The 25,670-nt window shown below is 72.1% G+C and carries 21 protein-coding genes; 4 read left to right on the top strand and 17 right to left on the bottom strand.

From position 1 onward, the window contains the following. Nucleotides 1-71: 71 nt before the first annotated feature. The 6 genes from IW245_RS37770 to IW245_RS37745 form a co-directional block, all read right to left on the bottom strand. Nucleotides 72-1,697: a class I adenylate-forming enzyme family protein gene (locus IW245_RS37770; protein ID WP_197007842.1), complete on the bottom strand. Its 1,626-nt coding sequence runs from the start codon at nucleotides 1,695-1,697 to the stop codon at nucleotides 72-74. Next, nucleotides 1,694-2,170 carry a beta-ketoacyl synthase chain length factor gene (locus IW245_RS37765; protein WP_197007841.1) on the bottom strand — a complete coding sequence of 159 codons (477 nt, stop codon included), beginning with the start codon at nucleotides 2,168-2,170 and terminating at the stop codon, nucleotides 1,694-1,696. The genes IW245_RS37770 and IW245_RS37765 overlap by 4 nt, the downstream gene beginning before the upstream one ends. After that, nucleotides 2,167-3,258 (bottom strand): beta-ketoacyl-[acyl-carrier-protein] synthase family protein, encoded by a 1,092-nt coding sequence (locus IW245_RS37760; RefSeq protein WP_231400777.1) that lies wholly within the window; start codon nucleotides 3,256-3,258, stop codon nucleotides 2,167-2,169. Before IW245_RS37760 ends, IW245_RS37765 begins: the two co-directional genes overlap by 4 nt. A 112-nt stretch (nucleotides 3,259-3,370) precedes the next feature. Continuing rightward, nucleotides 3,371-3,565 (bottom strand): hypothetical protein, encoded by a 195-nt coding sequence (locus tag IW245_RS37755; RefSeq protein ID WP_197008907.1) that lies wholly within the window; start codon nucleotides 3,563-3,565, stop codon nucleotides 3,371-3,373. Between the two features lie 35 nt (nucleotides 3,566-3,600). Beyond that, nucleotides 3,601-3,849, bottom strand: coding sequence for an acyl carrier protein (locus IW245_RS37750; RefSeq protein ID WP_197007839.1), 249 nt, complete (start codon nucleotides 3,847-3,849; stop codon nucleotides 3,601-3,603). Nucleotides 3,850-3,895: 46 nt separating this feature from the next. Next, nucleotides 3,896-5,305 carry a class I adenylate-forming enzyme family protein gene (locus IW245_RS37745; RefSeq protein ID WP_231399071.1) on the bottom strand — a complete coding sequence of 470 codons (1,410 nt, stop codon included), beginning with the start codon at nucleotides 5,303-5,305 and terminating at the stop codon, nucleotides 3,896-3,898. Between the two features lie 385 nt (nucleotides 5,306-5,690). Between IW245_RS37745 and lipP1 the strand changes: the two genes are divergently transcribed. Further along, nucleotides 5,691-6,629 carry a LipP1 family hormone-sensitive lipase gene (gene lipP1, locus IW245_RS37740; protein ID WP_504739611.1) on the top strand — a complete coding sequence of 313 codons (939 nt, stop codon included), beginning with the start codon at nucleotides 5,691-5,693 and terminating at the stop codon, nucleotides 6,627-6,629. An 87-nt stretch (nucleotides 6,630-6,716) separates the two neighbouring features. Here the strand turns inward: lipP1 and IW245_RS37735 are convergent, their stop codons facing one another. The 8 genes from IW245_RS37735 to IW245_RS37705 form a co-directional block, all read right to left on the bottom strand. Further along, complete coding sequence (locus IW245_RS37735; RefSeq protein ID WP_197007837.1) at nucleotides 6,717-7,949, bottom strand: ATP-grasp domain-containing protein; 1,233 nt, start codon at nucleotides 7,947-7,949, stop codon at nucleotides 6,717-6,719. An 83-nt stretch (nucleotides 7,950-8,032) separates the two neighbouring features. Beyond that, nucleotides 8,033-8,185 (bottom strand): hypothetical protein, encoded by a 153-nt coding sequence (locus IW245_RS37730; protein ID WP_197007836.1) that lies wholly within the window; start codon nucleotides 8,183-8,185, stop codon nucleotides 8,033-8,035. Nucleotides 8,186-8,525: 340 nt separating this feature from the next. Further along, nucleotides 8,526-8,660, bottom strand: coding sequence for a hypothetical protein (locus IW245_RS41920; protein ID WP_267920042.1), 135 nt, complete (start codon nucleotides 8,658-8,660; stop codon nucleotides 8,526-8,528). Between the two features lie 66 nt (nucleotides 8,661-8,726). Continuing rightward, nucleotides 8,727-10,019 (bottom strand): aminotransferase-like domain-containing protein, encoded by a 1,293-nt coding sequence (locus IW245_RS37725; protein WP_233472980.1) that lies wholly within the window; start codon nucleotides 10,017-10,019, stop codon nucleotides 8,727-8,729. After that, nucleotides 10,016-11,092, bottom strand: a complete 1,077-nt coding sequence (locus IW245_RS37720) for an alpha-hydroxy acid oxidase (RefSeq protein ID WP_233472981.1) — start codon at nucleotides 11,090-11,092, stop codon at nucleotides 10,016-10,018. Before IW245_RS37720 ends, IW245_RS37725 begins: the two co-directional genes overlap by 4 nt. 243 nt (nucleotides 11,093-11,335) lie before the next feature. Then, complete coding sequence (locus tag IW245_RS42510) at nucleotides 11,336-11,950, bottom strand: HAD family hydrolase (RefSeq protein WP_197007835.1); 615 nt, start codon at nucleotides 11,948-11,950, stop codon at nucleotides 11,336-11,338. Continuing rightward, nucleotides 11,947-13,230, bottom strand: coding sequence for a helix-turn-helix domain-containing protein (locus IW245_RS37710; protein ID WP_197007834.1), 1,284 nt, complete (start codon nucleotides 13,228-13,230; stop codon nucleotides 11,947-11,949). The genes IW245_RS42510 and IW245_RS37710 overlap by 4 nt, the downstream gene beginning before the upstream one ends. Before the next feature lie 478 nt (nucleotides 13,231-13,708). Then, nucleotides 13,709-14,863: a trypsin-like serine protease gene (locus IW245_RS37705; protein ID WP_233472982.1), complete on the bottom strand. Its 1,155-nt coding sequence runs from the start codon at nucleotides 14,861-14,863 to the stop codon at nucleotides 13,709-13,711. A gap of 309 nt (nucleotides 14,864-15,172) precedes the next feature. Here IW245_RS37705 and fxsA point away from each other — a divergent pair, with 309 nt between their 5' ends. The 3 genes from fxsA to IW245_RS37690 are packed head-to-tail and all read left to right on the top strand — an operon-like array spanning nucleotide 15,173 to nucleotide 18,361. Beyond that, nucleotides 15,173-15,340 carry an FxSxx-COOH cyclophane-containing RiPP peptide gene (gene fxsA, locus IW245_RS37700; protein ID WP_197007833.1) on the top strand — a complete coding sequence of 56 codons (168 nt, stop codon included), beginning with the start codon at nucleotides 15,173-15,175 and terminating at the stop codon, nucleotides 15,338-15,340. A 7-nt stretch (nucleotides 15,341-15,347) separates the two neighbouring features. Beyond that, nucleotides 15,348-16,544, top strand: coding sequence for an FxsB family cyclophane-forming radical SAM/SPASM peptide maturase (locus IW245_RS37695; RefSeq protein ID WP_197007832.1), 1,197 nt, complete (start codon nucleotides 15,348-15,350; stop codon nucleotides 16,542-16,544). Beyond that, nucleotides 16,541-18,361 carry an HEXXH motif domain-containing protein gene (locus tag IW245_RS37690; RefSeq protein ID WP_197007831.1) on the top strand — a complete coding sequence of 607 codons (1,821 nt, stop codon included), beginning with the start codon at nucleotides 16,541-16,543 and terminating at the stop codon, nucleotides 18,359-18,361. The genes IW245_RS37695 and IW245_RS37690 overlap by 4 nt, the downstream gene beginning before the upstream one ends. Here IW245_RS37690 and fxsT read toward each other — a convergent pair. From fxsT to IW245_RS37675, 3 genes are read right to left on the bottom strand one after another with little or no spacing between them, the layout of a single operon-like run. Next, nucleotides 18,268-22,419 (bottom strand): FxSxx-COOH system tetratricopeptide repeat protein, encoded by a 4,152-nt coding sequence (gene fxsT, locus IW245_RS41915; RefSeq protein WP_197007830.1) that lies wholly within the window; start codon nucleotides 22,417-22,419, stop codon nucleotides 18,268-18,270. The two genes, IW245_RS37690 and fxsT, sit on opposite strands and share 94 nt — an antisense overlap. Continuing rightward, the gene (locus IW245_RS37680; RefSeq protein WP_231399069.1) at nucleotides 22,416-23,426 is read right to left on the bottom strand and encodes an AAA family ATPase; all 1,011 of its coding nucleotides are present in this window, start codon (nucleotides 23,424-23,426) and stop codon (nucleotides 22,416-22,418) included. The genes fxsT and IW245_RS37680 overlap by 4 nt, the downstream gene beginning before the upstream one ends. 13 nt (nucleotides 23,427-23,439) lie before the next feature. Continuing rightward, a complete protein-coding gene (locus tag IW245_RS37675) occupies nucleotides 23,440-25,482 on the bottom strand; it encodes a VMAP-C domain-containing protein (RefSeq protein WP_197007829.1) in 2,043 nt (680 codons plus the stop codon). Nucleotides 25,483-25,670: the final 188 nt, after the last annotated feature.

Below are 25,670 nucleotides of genomic sequence, written 5' to 3'. Positions count from 1 at the left end.
CGTCACCTCGCTGCGCTCGGCGAGCGTGCCCGGCAGCCAACTGAGTTTCCCGGTCACTCGCTCACGCTCGCTCATGACTGGGAACCCCGCAGCTCCGCGAGGTGCCGCTCGCGCAGCACGAGCTTGCGGACCTTCCCCGTCGCCCCGGTCGGCACGTCGTCCTCGCCGACCACCACCACCCTGCGCAGGGTCGCGCCGACCCGCTCCCCGAGCGCGACCCGGACCCGTTCGGTCCGGTCGGCCGCCGGGTCGGCGTCGGCGGCGAGCACCACCAGCACGTCGGTGACGACGGCGTCGTCCTCCCGGACGGCCACCACGGTGCAGTCGTGCACCTCGGCGCACGCGGCCAGGATCCGCTCCTCCGACATCGAGGTGTGCAGGTAGCCGCCGTCGGGCAGCTCGACCGAGTCGACGGCCCGGTCCATGTGGTAGTAGTAGCCGGCCTCGTCGCGGTAGACCAGGTCGCCGGTGAGGTAGTAGCCGTTCAGCCGGGCCTTGTACGTGGTCACCGAGTCGTTCCAGTAGCCGGGGGCCAGGGACGGGGACTTCACGCCGAGGTGGCCGACCTCGTCGGTGCCGAGTACGTCCCCGTCGAGGTTGAGGACGGCGATGTCGGCGAAGAGGTAGGGGCGGCCGATGCACCGGCCGTACCGCTCGGTGTCCGTGCCGTGCGTGATGTGGAACATCGAGTGGCCCATCTCGGTGGAGCCGAGCCCGTCGATGAACCGCGAGCCGGGCACCCGGACCACGCCCTGGCGGGTCACGGTGTCGTGCGAGCCGACGGCGACCAGGGGCCGGATGTGCGCCTCGTGGGCGCAGTCGCCGGTGTTGAACCAGATCCGCACCGAGTCCAGGTCGTGCTTGGCGAGGTCGATCCGGCTGAGTTCGGCCCAGGTGACGGCGAACCCGAACACCCCGGCGGGCCGCCACTTCTCGATCGCGTCGAGGACGTACGGACCGGCCTGCGAGGACAGGGCCAGGAACTCCGCCCGGTTGCCGAGCGCCTGGTTGACCATGAGGATCGTGGCCGTGTGCGGGGCGGGCAGCGCGTTGAGGATCCGGTTGACGCCCTGCGCCTGGGGCATGGTCAGCAGGTGCCGGGTGGCGGCGAACAGGCTGCTGTGCGAGGCGACGACCGCTTTGGGGAGCCCCGTGGTGCCCGAGGAGTGCGTGATCGCGATCGGGTCGTCCTGGTGGTGGCGGTAGTGCGCCGGTGCCGCGGCCGGGTCCCCGGTACCCAGCTCAGAAAGATCTCCCAGGTGGGCGGCGTTCAACTCAGCTGTTCCGAGCAACTCGCGGTGGGCGGCGTCGGTGAGCACCCCGCTGGCCCGCAGCCGACGGATGTACTCGGCGGCGATCTCCCCGCTCAGGTTCCCGTTGATCAGGGCCGGGATCGCCCCGAGCCGGGTGAGCGCGAGGAAGGTGAGGATGTGGTGGGCGGCCGTGCCGGTCCAGATCGCGATCACGTCGCGCCGGCCGACGCCGTGCGCGTGCAGCCAGGCAGCCCGGGCAGCGACCCGCTCGTCGAGCTGGCCGATGGTCATCGGGGTCCAGGCCGGGTGCCCGTCCACGTCCGTGTCGAACGTCAGGCCCGGCCCGTCGCGGTCCACGCCGTGCGCGAGGACGGTGGCCAGCACGTTGCCGGCCCCGATGTTCGGGTCCGCGGCGAGCGCGCCCCGGATGCTCTTGACTGTCACTGTTGTTCTCCTCCACGCACGAGCACGGCCTGCGCGCTGTCCGGTTCCTGTTCGACGTGCACGATCAGTGCCGAGTCGGCGTCGCCGTCCTCGATGAGCAGTGCCGCCAGCTCCAGCCCGTCGTCCAGCGGCTCGCCGAGCGGACACACGGACACCACCGGCCCGGTCAGGCCCCAGCGGGCGGCGATGTGGCCGGCGACGGCGTTGGGCACCGACTGGAAGAACAGCAGCGGCCCGACCCGCTTGGCCGCGTCCACGGCCGTGGCGACCCCCGAGGCGGTGCCCAGGTCGCCGCTGGTGCTGACGATCACGACCGCCGTGCGCCCCAGACCTGTCATCGGGTACCCGGACAGACAGCGCTCGGCCGCGGCGGCAGCCAGCGGGCTGAACGACGACATCACGAACCCGGCGATCGGGGTCGGCTTCTCCTCGACGGGCCAGACGACCTCGGCGAGCACCTCCAGCGTCCTCATAGCGCCTCCACCAGCAGTGCCGTGTTGGCGCCCCCGAACGCGGCGTTGAGGCTCAGCGCGTACGGCGTCTTCGGCGGCCGCGGCGCGTCGAGGATCAGGTCCAACGCGCACTCCTCGTCGGGCCCCAGGTAGCCGGCGTTGACCGGCAGTTGCCCGGCCCGGACCGCCGCCACGGTCAACACCAGCTCCAGCAGCCCGGAGGCCTCGAGGGCCTGGCCGTGCAGCGCCTTTGTCGAGCTCAGCGGCGTACCGGCGAGGCCAGCCAGCCGCAGCGCCGCCGTCTCGGACACGTCGCTGAACCCGGTGCCCGAGCCGTGCGCGTTGACGTAGCCCACCTCGGAGGCGGGGACGCCGGCCCGGTCCAGGGCCGTCCCGATCGCGCGGGCCATGCCCTCGCCGTCCGGGCGGGGCTGGCAGACGTGGTAGGCGTCGCCCGCCCGGCCCCAGCCTGCGAGCCGGGCCAGCGGGGTCGCGCCCCGGGCCCGCGCGGCGTCGCCGGACTCCAGCACCACGGCCGCCACCCCGTCGCCGAGCAGCAGCCCGGTCCGTCCGGCGCTGAACGGGCGGACCCGGCCGTCGGTTGCCATCGCCCGGCCCGCGTCGAACAGGGCGAACTGGTCGGCGTCCACCAGGTAGCCGCCGGCGACCACCAGCCGGTCGAACCGGCCCCGGCTGATCAGGGCCGCGGCGTCCGCGACGGCGGTGCTCGCCGCCACGCACGCGCTGGTGTAGACCCGCAGCGGGTCGCCGAGGCACGCGCCCCGGGCCACCCGGCGGGCCAGCGCGGCGGCGGACCGGTCCCTGCGGTGCCCGGGTTCGACCCGGGGCTGGTCGGGGTCGGCATGCACGGCGAGCAGCAGCCGGGTACCGGCCAGCTCCGCCGCCGGCACCCCGGCGTCACCGGTGGCGGAGAAGGCGGCGAACACCAGGTCCTCGTCGAGCACCGGCGCGCCCGGCATCGCCGCGGCGACCCGCACCCGGCGGCCCGACACGTCGAACCGCTCGACCGGGCCGAAGGCGGGCGTGCCGGCGAGCACACCGGCCAGCAGCGGGGCGACGCCCCGGCCGTAGCCGCTGGTCACGGACATGCCGGTCAGCACGACGTCCCGGCGGCCCCCGACGCTCGGCCGCCCGGCGTCGCCCCGGGTCGCGGCGACCCCGCCGGGCGGCGCCTGCGGGCCTCGCGTCACTTCTGTCATGTCAGATTCCCGTCAGGGCCTCGCGGAGGACATCCACCGCACTGTCTACTGTGGACATACGCCCGAGGCTGTCGTCGGAGAGGTCGAGCTCCACGTCGTAGCGCTGCTCGACCTGGTGGACGAGCCAGGCCAGTTCGAGCGAGTCGATCCGCTCGGCCACCGCCTCCACCGGGCGGTTGCCGTAGCTGGCGAGCATGGCGACGACGTCGCCGCGCTCAGGGACGGCCACACTCACGCCGCCACCCGGGAACCCACGAAAGCCGAGAACTCGCCGACGGTCATCACGGCCATCCGCTCGGACTCGTCCTCGTTGAACTTGACCCCGTACTGCTCCTCGACCCGCACGGCCAACTCGGCCAGGGCGAGGGACTCCAGGTCGACGCCGGCCGGGCCGAGCGTCGTCTCGTCGTCGAGGCCCTCGACGTCGTAGTTCATCTCTTCGAGGGCCTTCACGACGAACTCGCGGATGTCGGTGCTCATGTTCTTACTTCCTTTACTTACGGGAGATCTCGGATGTTTACGTCGATCAGGCTTCGTCGGCCGGCGCCGCCTCGCGCAGCTGCGCCACGTTCCGGACGAGCTTGCCCGTCGCGGTGCGCGGCAGTTCCCGCACGAGGTGCAGCGCCCGGGGCCGCTTGAACGGGGCGAGCCGCTCGGCGATCGCGGCCTCCAGACCTGTGGCGGCGGCCGGGTCGCTCAGCGCCACGTACGCCTCGATGCCGGCGTCGTGCACCACCACGGCGTGCGCGACCCCGGGCAGCGCGGCCAGGGTGTGCTCGACCTCGGTCAGGTCGACCTTGAGGCCGCCGACCGAGACCTGGGAGTCGTTGCGCCCGCGCACCGTGACCAGGCCGGTGGCCGGGTCGACCGTGCCGGCGTCCTTCGTGCACAGCCACCCGTCGACCCACCGGGTCGGGTCGGACAGGCCGAGGTAGGGGGATGCGGGCATGCCGATCCACAGCTCGCCGTCGCGCTCGGCGACCTCGATGCCCGGGGCCGGGCGGATCGAGGGCCGGTGCGCGCCGTACAGGTCGGTGCCGATGACCCCGACCTCGGTCATGCCGTACATGTTGCCGAGGATCGCGTCGTAGCGGTCCACGAACGCCGCGGACACCTCGGCGCGGACCAGTTCGCCGCCCGTCGTCATCCGCTTGAGCTGCGGCAGCTTCGGCGGCGTGTTCGTCGAGGCGAGCAGCTCGATGTGGAACGGCACCCCGATCAGGGTGGTCGGGGCGTCCCCGGCGGCGACGGCCTTGAGGATGCCGTCGACCGTCATCCGGCCGGGCAGCACGAGCTCGATCCCGGCGTGCAGGCCGTACAGCAGGCCGCCGACCAGGCCGAGCACGTGCACCATCGAGGCGAGCAGCACGACGCGCTCCCCCGGCAGCGGGACCCCGTCGATCCGGGTGTACCGCTCGATCTCGGCCACCAGGTTCGCCGCCGTGCGGCCGATCACCTTGGACGGGCCGGTCGAGCCGGAGCTGAGCTGGATCACGGCGTGGTCGCTGGTCGCCGGCCGGCCCGGGTAGGGGCGCACGGCCTCGACGACGTCCACGAACGCGCGGAGCGCTCCCCCGCTGACCTTCTCCGGGGAGACGACGACCTGGGGCAGCACCCGGTCGAGGGCCCGGTCGATCTCGTGGGCGGTCAGCCGGTGGTCGAGGAGCGTCACCTGTGCCCCGATTCGCCACGCGGCGAGCAGATTCACCACATAGGACAGTGAGGGCGGCAACTGGAGCGCCACCGAGCCGCCCCGGGACAACCCGGACGCCGCGAGCCGGACCTGGCGCTCGCCGACGAGCCGGCGGAGAGTCAGTCGATCAATGGGACTGTCAAGAACAAGACAGATTTCGGTGTCATCACCGGCGAGTAACACCTCGTCGACCCACTCCGGGCCGACCATGGACTCCGAGCCCCGCGATCCCGTGTCGGTCATCGAAAACTCCGTGCCTCTCGTGACGCACTACGGGTACACGAATACAGCTGATCTTGATTTGACCAGCCCGCGCACCGCAGTGACAATCATCTACTTATCCGGTATGCACACTCTGGACTTTCGTCGCCGGTGATCGTAAATCCAAACTGGACCGATCTCCATTGGTGCGCAGCGTACCAACGGATTTCTTGGTCCGGCAATAGTGGATATTGGCAAGCCCTCGTTTACGATCCGTCAGTTCACATCGAAAGCTGTTTATGTCCTGCCGGCCGGATCGGTGTGCGAATCCACCCAGGTACGCCGATAGCAGGCAGGCAATGCGGCTTTACCGGTCACTATCCGCTGTGTACTGTCACCTTCCACCGACCCCGTGGAGGAGACCCCCGTGCCGCTCGATCCACAAGTCCAGGACATGCGCACCCAAAGGATGCGGAACAGTACTCCGCAGCTCTACACGCTCTCTCTCGAAGAGGCGCGAGAGGCCGATCTCGCCTCAATCCGGGCGTCCGGCGGCATCGGCGAACCGGTGCACCGGGTCATTGACATGACGATTCCCGGCCCGGGCGGCGAACTACCGATCCGGATCTACCAGCCCGAAGGCCCCGGACCATTCCCCACCCTGACCTATTTCTTCGGTGGCGGTTGGACTTTGGGTAGCATCGACACCTCGGACGGTATCTGTCGCTCCCTCGCCAATGCGGCCGACTGCATGGTGGTGACAATCGGATACCGACTCGCACCGGAAACAAAGTTCCCAGGTGCCATTGAGGACTGTTACGCCGCACTCCGGTGGATTGATGCGCATGCGAAAGAGATCGACGCCGACCCGGCCCGGCTCGCCGTCGGCGGGGACAGCGCCGGCGGCAACCTCGCGGCGGCCGTGACCCTACTCACCCGCGAACGCGGCGGGCCGGCCCTGGTCGGCCAACTCCTGGTCTACCCGAACACCGACTACTTCTCCGACACGCCGTCGCTGCGGGAGAACACCGACCCGTGGCTGTTCAACCAGACGTCCGTGAGCTGGTACTGGAACCACTACCTCACCGACCCCGAGCAGGGCCGCGACCCGCTCGCCTCGCCACTGCGCGCGGCCGACCACAGCGGCCTGCCGCCGGCGCTGGTGATCACCGCGGAGTACGACCCCATCCGCGACCAGGGCGAGCAGTACGCGGAGCGGCTGCGGCACGCGGGGGTTGCGACCGAGCTCACCCGGTACGACGGGATGGTGCACGGGTTCTTCGCAATGGCCAGCACCCTCGACGGGGGGAAGCGGGCGATGGCGCAGGCCGCTGCGCAGTTGCGCACCTGGTTCGCCCCGGCCTGACCCGACCGGGCCCGGGCCGACCTGGCCCGGAACGCAGCCGTGGGGCTGGCCTCCCAACAGGCCAGCCCCACGGAGACTCGCGGGTCGCTACGGATTGATCCGCAGCGCCGCCTCCGCGGCGTCCAGCGCGGCGTGACACTCGGCCACCGTCTCGGTGAGCACGGTCGCCGTGGCGATCCGGCCGCCGTAGACACCCCTCGGCCTGTGCCGGATCTCACCGGGCGTGAAGTGCGCGAACGCGATGTCGATCTGCGGCGGCAGGGCGGCCTCGTCGAAGTACACCCGCTCAAGGACGGTGTTGTCCTCGGCCACCCAGAAGAACCGCACCCCGGCCACGAGCTTGCGGTCCACCACCGGCTGCGGTGCGCGGCCCGTGACGACGTGGGTCGAGGCCAGGCCGGTGTCCACGCCGGTGGCGCGCAGTCCGAGGTACGGGATCAGGTCCCCGCCCAACCGGCCGTTCACCTCGATGATCTTCGGGCCGTCGGCGGTCATCATGATCTCGGTGTGCGTGTTGCCGGACCGGAACCCCAGCGCGGCGTGCGCGGCGCGGACGACCGCGAAAAGCTCCTCGTCGGTGAGCAGCGGGTCCTCAGGATCGACGACATGCCCGACCTCGACGCGGTGCGGCGGCGGGCTGACCTGCTTGCGGGCGATGCACAACACCGTCACCTCGCCCTCGTGCACGGCGGAGTCGACGCTGATCTCGTATCCGGAGACGAACTCCTCGACGAGGGGGTGGCACTCGTAGTCGTCGCGGCCGGGGACCTCGACGCCCACCGCCGTCGCGTACGCGGTGTCCAGGTCCTCCGGCCGGGGGACCACGACCACGCCCATGCTGAGCAGCAGGTCGCTGGGCTTGACGATCACGGGGTAGCCGATCCGCTCGGCGGCGGCGCGGGCCTCCTCCAGCGATCCGACCAGCACCGACGCGGGCTGCGGGACGCCGGCGGCGGCGAGCAGGGTGCGGGTCAGGTTCTTGTCCCGGCACGCGAGCGCCGCGGCGGTGCCCGGGCCGGGCAGGCCGAGCTGTTCCGCGACGTAGGCGGTCTGGTTGACCCGCGCCTCGTCCCAGGTGATCACGCCACTGATCGGGTCACGCTCGTGCACCGCGAGGGCTCCGGCCAGGGTCTCCTCGTTCGTGCGGGTCTCCAGGACGGTATAGCCGTCGATGTACTCCAGCTCCCAGGTGGGCTCGAGGCCGGTGAACAGATGCACCCGGTACTCGGAGACCATGGAGCGCAGCAGGTACTCCCGGGTGGTGCGGGGGCCGGAACGCAACAACAGCACCAGTGGCTTCTCCGGGCGGACCGCGCTCATCTGGGTGTTCCTCTCCTGTAGGCCGATGGCGATGGGGCCCCGCGCAGCGGGACCCCATCGGTGGAACTCAACGCACGAGATACTTACAGGCTGAGGGTGCGGCCCGGGGAGACCTCGGAGAACTTGGTGAGGGCACCCGACGGGTCGACCTCGGAGAACTTGGTGAGGGCACCCGACGGGTCGACCTCGGAGAACTTGGTGAGCGCACCCGACGGGTCAACTTCAAAGCGAGCCATGACGACTCTCCTCTCATATTTTTCAGGAAACGTGCCTTACACCACCAGGATTGCGATCCGCCGAATTACTGTCAAGCATTCCCATGTCTGGATTCTGATCGATCGAAATGATCTCAATCAGATCAATGCCCAAACAGGACTGAGAACGCCCGAAGCGCCCGGCCGACAACTTCCATGGTCGCCGACCCAGCATCCATCCACAAGGGATCCATGTCAACAGTGGACTGTCGCCAACGACTTTCAAGTTTTCCCAACTATGCCCAACCGCCCACCGGGGCAGGACACGGAGAAAGGCCCCTGGTCGAGACCGGGGGCCTTTCTTAAAACTGCCTTATATATGTTAGAGCGCAGCCTGGGGCTCGACCTCGAAGTTCAGGGCGACGCTACCGGAGACCTCGAAGTTGACATCGAAAGTGCCCGGGTTGACCTCGAAGTTGAGCTCAAAGCTACCCGGGGTGACCTCACGACGAGCCATGGTAGCTCTCCTTTCAGTTGGGAAAGTGCACGTTCACATCCAGCATCGCTCCACTGCGGACTGTCGTCAAGTGGTCAACCGGTGTTCGATGAGGGCCGCGAGGCGGCGTACCCCCTCGTCGATCTCGGTCGGGGACAGCCAGCTGCACGACAGTCGCAGGGCGTGGTGGCCGCCGTCGGCGTAGAAGAAACTCATCGGGGTCCACAGCACGCCGAACTCGCGGGCCGAGAACTCCAGCAACTCCTCATTCACCAGCACCGGCACATCGACCACCACAAAGAAACCGCCATCCGGCACATTCCATCGAATGCCGCGTTCCGTACGCGCCGGCTCCGGGAAATACCGGTCGAGCGCATCGAGAGTCGTCACCAGATTGCGTCGGTAGAAAGCGATCTTGTCCCTGTTCGCGGTGCGCAGGCTGAAACCGGACTCGACCAGGACCCCGCCGATCACGGCCTGCGCGATCGGGGACGTGTTCACCGTGAGCATGCTCTTGATCGCCGACAACTCCGTCGCCAGCAGGGTCCGCCGGCCCGCGGCGTCCACCACCTCCTGGTCGGCGACGAGGAAGCCGACCCTGGCCCCGGGGAACACCGACTTCGCGAACGAGCCGAGGTAGATCACCCGCTGGTCGGTGTCCAGCGACTTCAGGCTCGGCGTGGGCGCGTCGGCGAGGCCGAACAGCCCGTACGGGTCGTCCTCGAGGATCAGTAGGTCCTCGGCGGCGGCCACCTCCAGCAGCCGGCGGCGGACGGCGAGGCTCACCGAGACGCCGGACGGGTTGGAGAAGTTCGGCACCGTGTACACCGCGCGGGGCCGCAGTCCGCGCTCCCTGGCCGCGCGGGCCACCGCGGCCACCGCCTCCGGGTCCACCCCGTCCGGGGACTCCGGCACCGCGACGACCTCGATGCCGAGCAGCCGGGCCGCGCCCGTGATCCCCACGTAGCAGGGCTCGACGGCGAGCAGCACGTCGCGCGGCCCGGCGCACAGGCCACGCAGCGCGATGACCATGGCCTCCTGGCAACCGGCGGTGACCGCGACCGCCTCGGCCGGCACGTCGATGCCCTCGTCGGTGGCGAGCAGCCGGGCGATCAGGTCGTGGATCTGCCCGTTCGTCCGGCCGTACTGCATCAGGGCTCCGCGCACCTGCTCCGGCGAGCGCCCCTGGGCCGCCAGGTGGTCGGTGTACACGTCGAGGTACTTGTGCACGTCGCCGACGTCGTAGAAGCCCTCGTACGGCCGGCCGGCGGCGAGGGAGACAGCGTCCGGGAACCGGCCGGCGACCTCGTTGAGGAAGTTCATCGACGCGGACACCGGGTCCGAGATCGACACGTGCAGGGACTCGCGACTGATCCTCACCGGGCCACCGCCGTTCCGTCGATGTCGGACAGGCGCGGGCGGCCGGTCAGGGTCATCGTGTGCACCAGCTCCGCCGTCACCAGGTCGAGCGCACCGGCGACCCCGTCCGCGCCGTCGGCGGCCAGGCCCCAGAGCACCGGGCGGCCGAGCAGCACGGCGCTGGCGCCCAGGGCCAGGGCGCAGAACACGTCCGTGCCCGTGCGGACCCCGCCGTCCACCAGCACCGGCATCCGGCCGCCGAGCCCGGCCACGACCTCGCCGAGCGCGTGCAGGCTGGCCGGGGCCTGGTCAAGCTGCCGGCCGCCGTGGTTGGACACCACGACGGCGTCGACCCCGTGGTCGAGGGCCAACTGGGCGTCCTCGGCCGTGAGGATGCCCTTGAGCACGATCGGCAGCCGGGTCCTGGCCCGCAGCCAGGCCAGATCCGCCCAGGTGATCGTCGGGTCGAACTCCTCGGCGGCGTGCCGGTCCAACGCCGAGGACCCCTCGGAACGCTCGTGGCTCGTCGCCGTCAGCGCGGCGTCCAGGTTGACGGCGCGGACGTCCGGGTCGATCGCGAACCCGTTGCGCGCGTCGCGCAGCCGGCGGCCGATCCGCGGGGCGTCGACCGTGAGCACCAGCGCCCGGAAGTCGGCGGCCTCGGCGCGCTCGACCAGCGCGACCAGCGCGTCGCGGCGGCGCAGCCAGTAGAGCTGGAGCCACAGCGGGCCGGTCGCGGCCTTCGCGATCTCCTCCAGCGGCTGGCTGGCGAAGACGCTCACCACGTACAGGGCACCGGCGGCGCCGGCTCCGCGTGCCGTGGCCAGCTCGCCGTCGGGGTGCATCAGCCGGTGGTACGCCGTCGGGGCCACCCCGACCGGCGTGGCCAGCGGGGTGCCGAACAGGGCGGTGCCCGGGTCGGGGTCGGACACGTCGACCAGTACCCGGGGGCGCAGCGTCATGTCCTCGAACGCCTGCCGGTTGGCGGCCAGGGTGCGCTCGGCACCACTGCCGCCCTCCACGAAGTCCCAGACCTCGGGAGTGAGCCGATCACGGGCGATCGGCTGGTAGTCCTCAACGCGCAGTATGGACACGTGGCCTCCTCTGGGGAGTCAATCTAACCGGGTGTCCACCCAGGACCAATGGCCAGTCGCGCACCGGTGGCTCTTCGCCTGATCTGTCGTGCGTTGGTGCGCGGCGGGGCGTTCGCGCTGGTCTAGGCCGTGTGCCACGCCCGAACACACGGGGCGGGACCTTGCACGACAGATCCGGTGACCGACGCGCGGGGCGGTGCCGACGCTATCGGATCAGGTGCGTGTCGTAACCGTCGGAGGTTGTCAGGGGTTGAAGGCCGCGCGCAGCGCCGGGACGGTCCGGGCGGTGTCCGTGTGGTGCAGGACGCGCATGCCGAAGGCCGCGGCCGGGACCAGGTAGGCGGCGATGTCGTCGACGAACACGCAGGCCCCGGCCGGCACGCCGAGCCGCTCGACGGTGAGCGTGAAGATCTGGGGGTCCGGTTTGCGCAGGCCCACCCGGTCGGAGATGACCACCACATCGGCCAGGTCGTCGAGCTGCCACGGCGCGTAGGGGTCGAAGTAGTCCGAACCCCACGAGTTGGACAGCACCGCCACCCGGACGCCGCCGGCCCGCAACTCGGCGGCCAGGTCGAGCATCTCCTTGTCGGGGCGCAGGTCGGCGGCCATCCGAGCCAGCAGCCCGGCCGGGTCCACCCCCAGCCGGTCGCCCACCCGCCGCTCGAAGACCGCCTGCCCGATCGCACCCCGCTCCAGGTCGCAGATCAGCCGGTGGCCGGCCGGGTCATGGGTGACGAGGTCGACCAGCGCGCCCGGGGCCAGCCCCTCGCGCTGCTCGAACGCCCGCAGGCAGGCCCAGAAGTCGGTGGTGAGCACCCCGCCGAAGTCGAGGATCAGTGCGCTCGGCGGTGCCGTCACGGGTCGCCCTTCGCTGCGAGGGATTCGGCCTTGACGGCGATCAGCTCCCGGCGTAAAGAACGCCCGGACGCCGCCCCGGTGGCCAGGGCCCGGCGGGACAGCCGGTCGAGCCGGCTCAGGTTCTGGGCGTGTTGGACCCGCGACGCCAGAGTCAGCGCCGCCAGCGCGTCCGTGCACGCCCCGTCGACCTCCGCGGCCCCGAACCGGGCCTCGGCCCGGTCGAGCAGCGCCGTGCACCGGTGCCGGGCCATCGAGTCGTCGAACCGCTCGATCGCGGAGTCCAGCAGGGGCTCCGCCTCCCGGTACCTGCCGAGGCGGACCAGGTCGCCGCCCTCGTAGGCGAGCAGCTTGTCGTGGTTGAAGCCGCCGAGCCCGAGCCAGGCCGTCTCGTCGTCGGGCACCCGGTCCAGGGCGTTGCGGGCCCGGGCCAGGTGTTCGCGGCAGCCCGCCTCGTCGCGCAGGGACGCGCACCGCTCCGAGGCCACCGCCGCCACCCAGGCCCGGGTCTCCCACGAGGCTCCGGTGGCGGCGAGCTCGCAGGCCAGCGTCGCGTACTCCAGGCCGTCGCGGTGCCGGCCGGCCCCGTAGGAGACGGCGAAGCTCTTGCCGCCGAGCACCACGGCCTGCAGCTCGGGGTCGTCGAGGGCCCGGGCCGCGCGCCAGCCCAGGTCCAGATAGGGCAGGGCCGCCTCCTGCCAGCCCAGGTCCATCATCAGGAGGACGCCGGTCAGCGCGGCCATCTCCCCGATGGTGCGCACCAGGGCCGCCCGGATGTCCGGCGGCTGCTCCGCCGGGCGCAGCGACACGGCCAGGTCGAGGTGGGCCCGGGCCGCGGGCACCAGCTCGGAGGAGGGCACGGAACGGTAGGACCGCCGGTAGCCGGCCGCCACGTCCCGCAGGTGTTCGAGGGCCTCGGCGCCGACCCGCTGCCCGGACTCCGGCCGGACGAGCGCGGGATCGATGTCGGCGAGCCCGGCGGCCGTGGCCGCCGCTCCGATGACGAACGTGCGCCGCAGCATCTCACTCCAGTCGCCGACGTTGCTCCCGGGAATTCTATCCGCGCCGGACACGTGACCGCGATAGATGGAGATCAACTCCGCGTTGGCCGACAGTGCCCGGTCGCAGCGCTCCGCCAGGCGCAGCGAACCCGGCTGGCGACCGTGCTCGACGTGCGCGATGTAGGTGTAGTCGAAGCTGGTCGCGGCCCCGAGCTGGCGCAGGGAGAACCCCGCCTGGGTGCGCAGCCGGCGCAGCGCCTGACCGAACGTCTCACCATCCATCGTGGACCTCGCGTCTTCACCTACCGGTCGATGCCGGCCGACCAACACCGGACCAACATCGGCCTACTTCCGGAACACGGATCGTAAGGAAGACGCTACTCAGAAGGGACGGATGATCGCTACGGTGCAGTAGCATCAACATTCCGCCCTGGCAGGGGCCGGGGGCGTGGACGTCGGATGACAGAGGGTCGGCGACTGCGCCCCTATCAGGGCGTGTCCGGGGCCGGAGGGCCGGCGGTCGTCAGGGCGCGTCCGCGGCTGGGGTCGACGGTCGTCAGGACGTGTCCGTGGCCTGGGGGTCGGCGGTCGGGGTGGGTCGCGGGGCCGGCGCCGGGTCCTCGGTGCACCCTTCGGGGCGGGCCCGGGCTGGGTGCCCGCTCCGCGCCGGTGCCCAGGGCCGTACCCGGTGTGCAGGCGTCGGACTGCGGAAAGGGCGCCGCCGCGACCCGGGGACCTGGGCCGCGGCGGCGCCGGAGAGCTAGACCGTCAGGGTCCAGCTGTCGATCTTGCCGGTGTCCGCCGACGCCGTGTCCTGCACGGACAGCTTCCAGGTGCCGTTGGCGACCTCGCTGGACAGGTTCACCGTGTACGTCTTGAGGACGTTGTCGGCGCTGTCGCCGTTCGGGAAGTCCTCCAGCAGGTAGCTGGTGCCGTCCGGCGCGATCAGCCGGATCACCAGGTCACCCCGGTAGGTGTGCTTGATGTCCACGGCGACCGTGGCCGAGCCTGACGCGTTGCCGGTGCAGCCGCTGGCCGCCACCGAACTGGTCACCGTGGTGTTGTCCGGGATCGCCACGTCGGTGGCGTTGGTGAACGACTTGCCGCAGCCCCCGGGCGGGACGGTGCCGCCGATGCTGTCTGCGGCCGCCTTGATCGCGGCGGCGAAGTTGGAGACCTGGGTGTACACGCCCGGCTTGCCGGCCCGCGCGCAGCCCTCGCCCCAGCTCACGATGCCGATCTGCACCGGCACGCCGTTGACGACCTTGGTCATCGGGCCGCCGGAGTCACCCTGGCAGGTGTCGGTGCCGCCCTGCGGGTACGCCGCGCAGATCTCCTCGGCCACGACCAGCCCGCTGTAGCTGCCGCCGGAGGCCTTGCACGTGGTGTCGTCCACGAACGGAACCCTGGCCTTGAGCAGGTAGCGCTGCTGGCCGCCGCCCTCGGTGGCCGCGCCCCAGCCCATGATGTCGAAGGTGCCGTTGTCGTTGGCGATGTCGGTGTTCAGCTTGAGCAGCGACGCGCCCGTGATCGGCGAGGCCAGCTGGATCAGCGCCCAGTCCTTGCCCGTGCCGTTGTAGCCGGGGGCCTGCAGGACGTACTTCGAGGTGCGCTTGATCGCGCTGGTCGACTGCAGGTCGACCACGCCGTACGTGGCGGTGATGCTGGTGTTCGCGCCGGTGCCGCTGACGCAGTGCGCCGCGGTCAGCACGATCTGCTCGGTGTACATGGCGCCGCCGCACCCCATCGAAAGCCGGACCATCCACGGGAACTCGCCCTGGGCGGCCTGGGTGCCTCCGACGACAGTGGGGGTCGGGTCAGCGGCCTGGCCCGGTGCCGAGAAGGCACCCGCCAGGAGAACTCCCGTCACGGCCGCGATGCCGAGACGGGACATGATGCGCAGTGCTAGTGCCACGGAATCCTCCCTCATTCCACCGCTGCCGGCCTGGCCGGGGGTCGGCCGACCGCCTGGCGGTTGGTTGGAACATAGCGACGCCAAAGATCACAGACAATAGAAAACTATCGATCACTTTTACTCCGCGTTCACACTCCTGACAGGGTTTCGTCCACAAGAGACGTCGAGTACACGACAGTGCGGCGTCGAGCCGGCGACTAGGGTGGGCGTGCCGGATGTTGAGCAAGGGCCGACGCGGCGCTAGACTCCCCTTTTTGGGTTTTTCCTCACGCGCGGTCCCCCTCGAGACCGGGGAAGGGTGCTCTGCCGATGGACGCCACGAGCGACCGCGAGTCCGACCTGCTCGATCTCACCCAGGTGCGCCTGTCCCATCTGAGAGAGCTGGACGACACGGTGCTCGCCCGGTCCCTGCGCAGACTGCTCGACGACGCCGACAGACCCCAGGACGCTATCGCCGGGTTCCAGTCCGCCATCTGACGCACCGATGCTGCTGACCGAGTGGCCCGAGCACCTCGACGTCGCGGCGCTGGAGGCGAGCGGCTGGCGTCCCACGCCCTTCCAGCAGTTCGTGGTGAAGGTGCAGAGTCGGTGCAACCTCGCCTGCGACTACTGCTATGTCTACGAGCTCGGCGACACCACCTGGCGCGACAAGCCCACGGTCATGTCTCCGGAGATCATCGACAGCACCTGCGCCCGGATCGGCGAGCACGTCCGCGCGCACGGGCTGCAGTCCGTCAGGGTCGTCCTGCACGGCGGCGAGCCGCTGCTGGCCGGGGCGGACACCCTGGTCCGGACGTCGACGGCGTTGCGCGCGGCGCTGCCGCCGGCCACCGGGGTCGAGCTCAGCGTCCAGACGAACGGGGTGCTCCTCACCGACCCCCTGCTCGACACGCTCGCCGCGCATGGCTACCGGGTCGGCCTCAGCCTCGACGGCGACGAGGTGGCGCACGACCGGCACCGGCGGTACGCGAGCGGGCGCGGCAGCCACGCCGCCGTCGTCGCGGCGCTCGCCCGGCTCGCCGCCCGCCCCGGGATGTTCGCCGGACTCCTGTGCACAGTGGATCTCTCCAACGACCCGGTCGGCACCTACGAGGCGCTCGCGTCCCACCGGCCCCCGGCGATCGACCTGCTCCTGCCGCACGGCACCTGGAGCTCCCCGCCGCCGCGCCGGCCCGCCGACGCCAGCACGCCCTACGCCGACTGGCTGATCGCGGTGTTCGACCGCTGGTACGACGCCCCGCGCTGGGAGACCGACATCCGGCTGTTCGACGAGATCATCCGGCTGGTCCTCGGCCGGCCGAGCCGCACGGAGGTCGTGGGCCTCAGCCCGTCCGGGGTGGTGGTGATCGACACCGACGGCGCCGTGGAACAGGTCGACACGCTCAAGGCCGCCTACCACGGCGCGCCGCACACCGGGCTGTCCGTGCTCGACCACCCGTTCGACGCGGCCCTGCGGCACCCGGCGATGGTCGCGCGGCAGATCGGGTTGGACGCGCTGTCGGCCACCTGCATGGGGTGCCCGGTGCGGGACGTGTGCGGCGGGGGGTGCTACCCGCACCGGTACCGGGCGGGCAGCGGCTTCCGCAACCCCTCGGTGTACTGCGCGGACATGCGCCGGCTCATCGACCACATCAGCGGCCGGCTCCGGGCCGACCTACGTGCCCTGACGAGGACGCCATGACCACCACCGGCACCGCGACCCATCGGCTGCCCAGACGGGACTTCGGGCTGCTCGCCGCCGGGCACGGCGACGCCGGGACCGTGCGTCACCTGCTCGACGGGCAGATCAGCAAGCGGCTGCTCCAGCTGCACGTCCTGGCCCCGCTGCTGCCGCCGGCGGCGTTCGAGCTGCTCACCACCGCGCACGAGGCGGCACCCGGCCCGGTCACGGACCTGCTCGCCGAGCCGGGGGTCGGAGCCTGGGCCGCGCACTGCGTCCGGCGCCGCGGCGCCCTGGACCCCGCGGACGCCCGGTACGCCGCGGCCGTCGCCGCCGTCGCCGCGCACCGCGCCGGGCTGGACTTCCGGATCGACGTCCCCGGGCGGGACGGTGTGGCCTACCTGCCCACGCTGGGACGGCGCCCCGCGGGGACGGTCACCGGGGCCGACGTGGCCGTCCTGGCCACGATGGCGGAGGACTCCACCGGACCGGGTGCATCCGGCTCGGCCCATGCGGCCGGCACGGGCGACGGGGTCGAGGCGGTGTGGCGGTTGCGGGCCACGGCCGGCGGGTTGACGGTGCACCTCGCGCTCGACGACCTCGACCCGTACCGGGATCTGCACGGCCTCGGGGCGGCCCCCCGGCTGACCGCCGACGAGGTGGCCAGCTGGCAGGACCGGCTGCACGCCGGCTGGGACATGCTGGTCGCCGACCACCGGCCGTACGCGGAGGCCATCGCCGCCGGGCTGCGCACCCTGGTGCCCCTGCGCGCCGACGGGAACAGCCACGGGGTCAACGCGACGTCGATGGACGCGTTCGGGGCGGTGCTGCTCAGCCCGCCGGCGGACGCGGCGGGGTTGGCGGTGGCGGTGGTGCACGAGTTCCAGCACGCCAAGCTCGGCGCACTGATGGACCTGATCCCGCTGCACGAGCACGACACGTCCCTGTACTACGCCCCGTGGCGCGACGACCCGCGCCCGCTCGACGGCCTGCTGCACGGCGCTTACGCGTTTCTCGGGGTCGCCGACTTCTGGCGGGTCCGCAGGTCGACCGGCGGCCTGTACGCGCAGTTCGAGTTCGCCCGGTGGCGCGAACGGGTCAGCCGGGTGCTGGAGGTTCTGGCGACCGGTCGGCTGACGGAAGACGGTCGCACCGTGCTCGCCGGGATGCGCGACACCATGGGCCGGTGGTGGAGCGAGGAGCCCGTCCCCGACGCGGCGAAGGCACTCGCCGCAGACGCCGCCGAGGACCACCAGATCGGCTGGCGGCTCCGCAACCTGCGGCCCGACCGCGTGGCGGTGGCGGCGCTCGCGGCCCGGTACGCGCGGGGGGAGGACTGGCCCGAGCGGGCGGCGGTCGACACCGAGACCGTGCCGAGCACGAGCCGTGCGCTCGTACACAATGTGCGTCTGGATCTGACCGGGCTCAGGATCGCCGACCCGGGCCGCTTCGTCCGCCTCAGCGTCGACCCGGCGGAACAGGCACGCCTCGTCCCCGGCGCCACGGCCGCGGACCTGGCGCACGCCCGCGCCGACTACCCCGTCGCCGCCGCCGGCTACCGGGACCTGCTGCGCGAGGACCCGGAACGGGTCGAGCACTGGGCCGGAATGGTTCTCGCCGAGGGCCACGCGGCCGGCGAGACGTGCCCGACGCCCGAGTTGCTCCTCGCGGTGCACCGCGCGCTGCGGCGGCCGGCGGAGACCGGTCCGGATCCGCTGGCGGTGCTGCGCTGGATGTCCGCTGGTCACAACGCCGGCGGCTCCACCAGGATGAACGCGCGCTTGCCCGACACGGCCGACTGCGTGACCGGATGCGCGGCCCCGAGCACCTCCCGGTAGAGGGTCGCCGTCTCGTCGGCGAGCTGGCGGGCCCGGTTGCGGTCGCCGGTCGAGCGCAGGTCGATCGCCAGGTTCTGCGCGCACGCGAGCGTCTCGGCATGCTCCCGGCCGCCGGCGGCCAGCATCCGGGCGTACGTCGCCTCGCCGAGCTCGCGGGCCGCCGCGTACTCCCGGTTCAGCGCGAGGTTGTTCGTGTGGTTCACGGCCGCGCACAGGGTGTGCGGGTGCCCCTCGCCCAGTGAGTTCCGCAGGCCGGCCAGGGCCCGCTCGTCCAATCGGCGGGCCATCGCGTAGTCGCCCAGCGCGCGCAGGGTCGCGGCCAGGTTGGTCATCGACACGTACACGAAGGGATGTTGTTCCCCGAACAGCCGACGGAACCTGGCCAGGGCGTCCTCACCCATGTCCCGGGACTCGCCCAACCGGTCGAGCAGCAGCAGCGAGTTGGCGTAGGACATCATCGTGGAGATCGTGTTGTAGTGGTCGTCGCCGTACTTGCGGCGGTAGCGCTCCAGGGTCTCCTCGTCGATCGTCGCGGCCTCCTCGTAGGAGCCGAGCCAGCGCAGCGTCACGGAGTGGATCCGCGTCGGGATCAGCACGTTCGCGTGGTCGGGACCGAGCCGGCCCCGCAGGGTGGCGATGACCGGCTGCTGCATGTCGCGGGCCTCCTGGTATCTGCCGAGCCCGAAGAGGTTCCGCGATAGCGAACTCACGGAGAACAGGGTGTCCGGGTGGTCGAGGCCGAGCACCTCCCTGCGCCCGTCGACCACCGCCTGGTCGATGGCCCGCGCCTCCTGGTACCGGCCCAGGAGCCGCAGCCCCGCAGCCAGGTTGTTGCCGGCGCGCAGCGTGTTCGGGTCGTTCTCGCCGAACGTGTGCTTGTGCCGCTCCAAGGTGTCCTCGTCGAGGGCCAGCGCCTCCGACCAGGCCCCGGCGTGCCGAAGGTCGGCGCCCACGCTCGTCGCGATCATCAACGTGTGCTCGTGGTCGGGCCCCAGCGTCGCCAGTGCCCGGGTGTGGACCTCGTGGTTCACCTCGCGGGCTCTGGCGGTCAGGCCCACCGAACGCAGGGCGTTGGCGAGGTGCCGGCCGCAGACCAGGGTCTGCTGGTCGTTGGGGCCGAGCCGGACCCGCCAGTCCTCGTACGCCGTCTCCGCCAGCACCCTGCTGCTCTCGTAGTCGCCGCGCACGTACCGGAACCGGATCTGGTCCAGCACGACCTTGCGGGCCTCCTCCGACTCGCTGCCGATCAGGCCGGCCTGCATGACGTGCGGGGCCAGCTCCACGTGCCGGGGCCAGTCCGAGGGGTCGTCGGTCGGGTCGCCGGGGCTCGCCGCCGCGAGGAGCTCGTGCGCCCTGGCCAGGTACGCGTCGCGCTCCGCCGGGCTGAGCCGGTCGCGGAGCACAGCCTGCACGAGCCGGTGGATCAGGATGCTGTTGCGGCCGGCGTCGACCTTCGCCAGGCCGTACTTACCGATCTCGCGGATCGCGCCGCGTAGGGCGATGTCGTCGCGGACCACCGCGTCCAGCGGGGACGGCAGGTTCGCGAACCTGCCGGCGCGTACCAGTCGGATCGAGATCGGTTCCGCGCCGAAGAAGGCGCACAGCTCCAGGAGCTGCGCCGCGGCCGGCGAGCGGTCGTTGAGCCGGTCGAAGGCCACGCCCCAGGTCGCGGCCACCGGGGTCGGGTAGTTGCCGGGCAGCCCCTCGGACAGCAGCACGCCGACCCGCTCGGACAACAGGTCCAGGTACTCGTCCACCGGGGTGCCGGTCGCCGCCTGCCAGGTGGCCGCCTGTTCCAGGGCCAGCGGCAGGTCGCCGAGCGCCTCGGCGAGCCGGCCGGCGTCCTCCGCCGACACGGTGCGCAGCCGGCGGCGGAGCAGCTCGACGCTCTCCGCCCGGCTGAACACGTCCACCTCGACCGTGGAGGCGAAGCCCGTCCAGCTCCAGTTCCGCGAGGTGATCAGGACGTGCCCGCCCGGGATCGACAGGAACTGCTGCAGGTCGGTCGGCTGGTCGGCGTTGTCGAAGATCAGCAGCCAGTTCCGGTACGGCCGGCCGGTGCGCAACGCGTCGTAGACGGCCTCCAGGGTGCGGGTCACGTCCTCGCTCTGCGCGATGCCCAGCTTCGGGGCGAGCGCGGCGAGGGACTGGCGGACCAGCGCCGGCTGCTCGGCGGACACCCACCAGACGAGGTCGTAGCTGGAGGCGTACCGGTAGACGTACTCGACGGCCAGTTGGGTCTTGCCGACGCCGCCGAGGCCGTGCAGCGCGTGCGGCAACAGGGCCGTGGTCCTGCTGGTGAGCTGGTCGCGCAGCCCCACCAGCAGCTCCACCCGGCCCGTGAAGTTGGGGTTGCGGGGCGGGATGCTGCTGCCCCAGACCGCCGGCTGCTCCGCGGCGGGCTCCTGCTCCGTCATGACGCCATCCCTGTTGTCCGTGATGGTGAGGTTCAGTGACTCCGACAGGGCCGCCGCCAACCGGTCGGCGATGTCGGTGTATCGGCCGCCCAGGCTCCGCAGCACCGTGTGGGTCACGGTCGCGAACGGGCGGCTGCGGTCGTCGATGGTCCCGGGACTGACGGCCCCTGTCAGCAGGGCGGGGAAGTCCAGCGTCGACCCCAGGTGGCTCATGACGTACTCGGAGACCCGGGTGTTGATGTACAGCCGGTCCCGCCGGTTCAGGGTCTCCAGCAGCACCTCGCGCACCCCGGGCCCGAACTCGTAGCCGACCTCCTCCGCCACGTGGCCGCCGGCGGCGGGGTCGGGCCGAATCAGGTCGCCGAGCAGCACCTCCGCCAGGTGCTGGGGCCGGGACCTGGGCAGCATCAGGTTCTGGACGAGCCGCATCACCGGCAGGTTGAGCGAGGTGGCGGACAGGCACCGGACCAGCTCGTACGCCGTCGGCGACGCCGTGGCCCGAAACGCCGCGACCCGCTCCAGCGCCGGCAGCTGGGGGCCGGCCTCCGGCTCGGCGGTGCGCACCTGGGCGCCGGTGTACACGGTCGCGCCCCACATGCCGCCGCGCCTCGTGCCGGACACCAGCGACGCCCACGGTCCCAGCCAGCTCGCCTCCGGCTCCAGCACCGGGACCGGCAGTCCCTTCGGGGACTCCCCGGTGGCGCGCAGCCGCACCTCGAGCGCGGCGTTGGCCGCCCAGGGCCGGCCCGCCGTGACGTGCGCACGGTGGAACTCCGGCGCGCAGCGGTCCCACAGCCGCTGCGGCAACGGTTGGATGATCGCCACCGGCCCCGACCGGCACCACAGCTCCAGCCAGCCGGCCAGCTCCCCGCTCCGCCACGCAGGGCCCACGCAGTCGCTGACCAGCAGCACCATCCGGCGGCCGGTCGGGTCGACCAGCTCCTCGGGGCTGCGGGCCGCCGTGCCCCGCCCCGGGTCCGGCCCGAGCGCGAGGCCGTCGCCGGTCGGGTGCGCGTACCACGTCCGCACGTCCCGGAACGCGCCGAGCCGCTCGAACACCCGGCGCAGCTCCACCACGGTGCGCTGCCACACCGCCATCGAGGGGCCGGCGTCCACGACCAGGGCCAGGTCGAGCCAACGGGTCGGGGCCGCCGCGTACCGCAGGAGCCAGTTCCCGTGGCCGGCTGCGGCGCTCGCCTCCGCCGTGGCCTCCTCGTCGAGGGCCTCCTCCCACGGGGACGCCGCCCGCCAGCGCAGTGGCCGCAGCGCGCGGGAGATCTCCAGCGCGCCGGGCAGCGCCGGGACGGCCGGCACCCGGGTGGTGAGCACCGGGGAGTCCTGCGGGGACTGGCCGTCCCCGGGCGGGTACAGCCCGGCGGCCTGTCCCCAGTCGCCGCGCCGGGGCACCGGCCCCTTCGGCTGCGGCGGGATCCCGACGGGTTCCCGGATCCGGGGCACGTTCGGTTCGGTGTGGCTGATCTTCTCGGCGACGGGTCGCGGGGGCTCCTCCACGGCGGGCCGGGACCGCCAGAGGGCATGGCCCTCCGGCAGGAACTCGGCCAACCACAGGGTCTCGGCGACCTCCACGGGCGTGAGCTCCAGCGCCGCGGCGTCCAGCGCCGCCATCAGGCGTTCGATCATCCCGTGCCCGTCTGGTCGAGGGGTCGCAGCAGCGCGGCCCGCAACCGCTCGCGGGTGGCCTCCGGGGGCCGGATTCCCGAGGTGACCAGGTAGATCGCGTTGAGCAGCTGGTCGGTGGCGACCTCGCTGCGGTACCGCTGCTCCAGGAACGCGTTGACCAGCTCGTCGCTGTCGGCGGCCACCTCCGGACCGAGCAGCGCCGTCACGATCCGCAGCAGCTTGTCCTTGTCCGGCGGCGCGATCGTCAGCTGCACGCAGCGGCGGAGGAAGGCCGGCGGGAACTCGCGCTCCCCGTTGCTGGTGATCACCACGATCGGGAACGCCCGGCACTTGACCCTGCCGCGGGTCACCCGCACCCGGTCGACGCCGTCGGCCGTCATCACGTCGACCTCGGCCTGGTCGGCGGGGAGCCGGGTGAGCTCCGGGATCTCGTACCTGCCCTCCTCGAACACGTTGAGCAGGTCGTTGGGCAGGTCGATGTCGCTCTTGTCGAGCTCGTCGACGAGGAGGACCCGGGGCCGGTGGCGGGGCAGCAGCGCGGTGCCCAGCGGGCCGAGGCTCAGGTAGCGGCCGATGTCGGGGGCGTCGGCGCCGCTGTCCTGGAGGCGGCCGATGGCGTCGTAGCGGTACAGGCCGTCGGCGAGGGTGGTGCGGCTGGTCACCGGCCAGTACAGCACCGGGCCCAGGCCCAGCTCGTAGGCGACGCTGTGCGCGAGGCTCGACTTGCCGGTGCCGGGCTTGCCGGTGACGAGCAGCGGCCGGCGCAGGTACAGCGCGGCGTTGACCATCTCGATCACGTCGTCGCCCGCCTGGTACGACGTCGCCCGCTCCCCCGCCTCCGCCGCGTCCTGCGGCGCGCTGTCGGCGACCAGCGGCCCGCCGTCGAACTGCCGCCAGCGCGGCGGGGCGGGCAGCTGGTCGATGTCGGTATGCGGCCGACCGTTGCCCCGGTAGATCCGCCAGTCCCGCTCGGACCCGTCCGGCGCCTCGCGTGGTGTCTGCGTCATCGACCCTCTCTCCTCACCGGAGGCCCGCCGGCGGCAGCCGCTCGGCGTCCTCCCACAACAGGGACAGGTGCAGCCCGAGGTGCTCGGCGGGCCGGCCGCGGCGGACGGCGTCCTGCCGGTGCCGCAGCACGATCATCGGCAGGTCGAGCACCTCCCGGCCGCCGAGCATCGCCGTGGTCTCCTCCTCGAACCGGCTCGCGGTCCGCGCGTCCCGGCACCACAGCACCGCCGGCACCCCTGCCTCCAGGACCGCGCCGACCGCCTTCTTCAGCGCCTCGTCCGTCCCCGGCTGGCCGCACAGCACCAGGCACACCGGGTGGTCGTCGCCGCTGATCCGCAGGTCGGCCAGGAGCATGGCCTGGTCGACGGCCCCGAGGTGCAGCCACTGCACGGCGGAGTCGTGCGCGCCGTTGCGCTGCAGCCACGACCAGCGGCGCCTCCACCGGCCCCGGGTGAGGGAGTTGCGGACCCGCTCCAGGCTGCGGACCACCACCGGGTACTCCATCCCCAGCTCCCGGGAGAACCCCATCGGGGTCACCTCCCACTGGTCGACCGGGTGGCTGAGCAACTCGTCGGGCAGCACGAACTCGATGGTCAGCTCGCCGAGCGCCTCCAGGCTCGCCGACGCCAGCTCCCGGAGCAGTTCGCTGAGTTTGCCGGGCAGCTCGTCGAGGCCCAGCGGTTCGCCGTCCCCGGTGCGCAGCGGCCGGTCGCCGCCGCCGGTGTCGTGCTGCAACCACACCGCGAGCAGGTACTTCTCCGGGTTCGGAAAGTACTCGTGCAGCTCGACGACCACGTAGGACCGGCGCGGGCTGGCCGGTTGGAACGGCTCGGACACCCGGAGCCGGTCGATCTCCCGGTCGCTCATCCCGAGCCGCCGGGCGCACCGGACGTAGTGCTCGCGCAGGTCGTCGGCCACGGTCACCTCGGACTGCTCGGCGACCCGGAGCAGGAACAGCAGCAGCGGTCGGCCCAGCTCGGCCAGCTCGTCGACGACCCCGCCGAGGTCCGCGGGGTCCAGCCCGTGCCGGACGCCGAGCGGCCCGAGCGCGCTGCGCACCGCCCGGGTGATCAGGTCGGGACTGAGCCGGCCGAGGGTGCGGATCAGGCGTTGGCGTTCCTGGCGGAGCAGCAGGGGGCGCTCCTGGGCCAGTTCAGTGAGGCGGTGGACGGCGGGGTGCCCCCGGTACAGCCGGCGCAGCGCCCGCACCAGCGCGTCGAGTGCCTCGTCGTCGGGGTCGGCCAGGCAGCCGCGCAGCAGTTGCAGCAGGTCGCGGGCCGCGTGGTCGCTGCTGGTGAACTCGACCCGGCGGTCGAGCTCGCGTTCGAGCTCGTCGACCAGGAAACCCCGATTCACCCGGTCGTCGAGGCCGGGCACGGACAGCAGCTCGTGCAGCAGCTCGTCGAGGTAGTCGCGGGGCTCCTCCCGGTCGTCGGCCGGCCCGGCGAGCGGGGCGAGGCGACGGGCCAGCTCCATCGGCAGCATCCACGCGTTGCGCGAGCCCTCGGAGCTGTCCGCGCTGACCAGGATCCCGATCACGGCGCCGGTACCCGAGTCCACCACCCCGCAGCCGCTGAAGCCGCGCTCGATCCTGCGCCCCTCCAGCCGGCCGATCAGCTGGACCAGCTCCCCGCCGGGGCCGCCGGTGCCGCTCAGGGTGGCGTTCGCCCACACGCCCTCGGGGAGCGCGCGCGGATGCCCGTACACCCGCACCGCGTTGTCGGCGACCTGCGACCAGCTCCCGATCGTGGCCGGCTGGGCCGGCACCGGGCCCTGGAGCTTGAGGACGGCGAGGTCACCGGAGCCGTTGGCGGCGATCGGCAACCAGCCGCCGGCCGTGACCCAGGCCTGGCGGGACTGCCCGCCGTACGCCGGGAAGTCCACCAGCACCGACGACCGGGGCAGCGCCGGCCCGGGATCGGCGCGCAGCGCGGCCGTCACGACATGGGCGCAGGTCAGGACGAGGTCGTCGGCGACGAGCACGCCACCCCCGCACACCCGGCCGTCGGCGCCCAGGATCCGCACCCGCCAGGTGTCGCGCCGCGGCGCCGACACGCTACCGCACGACTTTCTTCCAGGTGGGACACACCTGGACATGCCCCTCCGCCGATGCCATGGCCGGTGACGCGTCGATCGACGATCCGCACTCGAACTCGCATCGCACCAGGTCAAGCACCCGAAACCTCCCAAAGATGCCAGTCCCCACATAGTACGGTCCCGATGGGCCGATCACCACCCGCCGT

This window comes from Longispora fulva (assembly GCF_015751905.1).
GTDB classification, from domain to species: domain Bacteria; phylum Actinomycetota; class Actinomycetes; order Mycobacteriales; family Micromonosporaceae; genus Longispora; species Longispora fulva.
This window is presented reverse-complemented; position numbering and strand designations above follow the sequence as displayed.

Excerpts from the sequence above, each read along its gene's own strand:
- IW245_RS37760 (WP_231400777.1), bottom strand. The coding sequence starts at position 3,258 with ATGTCCGTGACCAGCGGCTACGGCCGGGGCGTCGCCCCGCTGCTGGCC.
- fxsT (WP_197007830.1), bottom strand. The coding sequence starts at position 22,419 with ATGATCGAACGCCTGATGGCGGCGCTGGACGCCGCGGCGCTGGAGCTC.
- IW245_RS37730 (WP_197007836.1), bottom strand. The coding sequence starts at position 8,185 with ATGGCTCGCTTTGAAGTTGACCCGTCGGGTGCGCTCACCAAGTTCTCC.
- IW245_RS37690 (WP_197007831.1), top strand. The coding sequence starts at position 16,541 with ATGACCACCACCGGCACCGCGACCCATCGGCTGCCCAGACGGGACTTC.
- IW245_RS41920 (WP_267920042.1), bottom strand. The coding sequence starts at position 8,660 with ATGGCTCGTCGTGAGGTCACCCCGGGTAGCTTTGAGCTCAACTTCGAG.
- IW245_RS37765 (WP_197007841.1), bottom strand. The coding sequence starts at position 2,170 with ATGAGGACGCTGGAGGTGCTCGCCGAGGTCGTCTGGCCCGTCGAGGAG.
- IW245_RS37710 (WP_197007834.1), bottom strand. The coding sequence starts at position 13,230 with ATGGATGGTGAGACGTTCGGTCAGGCGCTGCGCCGGCTGCGCACCCAG.
- fxsA (WP_197007833.1), top strand. The coding sequence starts at position 15,173 with ATGGACGCCACGAGCGACCGCGAGTCCGACCTGCTCGATCTCACCCAG.
- IW245_RS37745 (WP_231399071.1), bottom strand. The coding sequence starts at position 5,305 with ATGACCGACACGGGATCGCGGGGCTCGGAGTCCATGGTCGGCCCGGAG.
- IW245_RS37750 (WP_197007839.1), bottom strand. The coding sequence starts at position 3,849 with ATGAGCACCGACATCCGCGAGTTCGTCGTGAAGGCCCTCGAAGAGATG.
- IW245_RS37755 (WP_197008907.1), bottom strand. The coding sequence starts at position 3,565 with ATGCTCGCCAGCTACGGCAACCGCCCGGTGGAGGCGGTGGCCGAGCGG.
- IW245_RS37735 (WP_197007837.1), bottom strand. The coding sequence starts at position 7,949 with ATGAGCGCGGTCCGCCCGGAGAAGCCACTGGTGCTGTTGTTGCGTTCC.
- IW245_RS37680 (WP_231399069.1), bottom strand. The coding sequence starts at position 23,426 with ATGACGCAGACACCACGCGAGGCGCCGGACGGGTCCGAGCGGGACTGG.
- IW245_RS37695 (WP_197007832.1), top strand. The coding sequence starts at position 15,348 with ATGCTGCTGACCGAGTGGCCCGAGCACCTCGACGTCGCGGCGCTGGAG.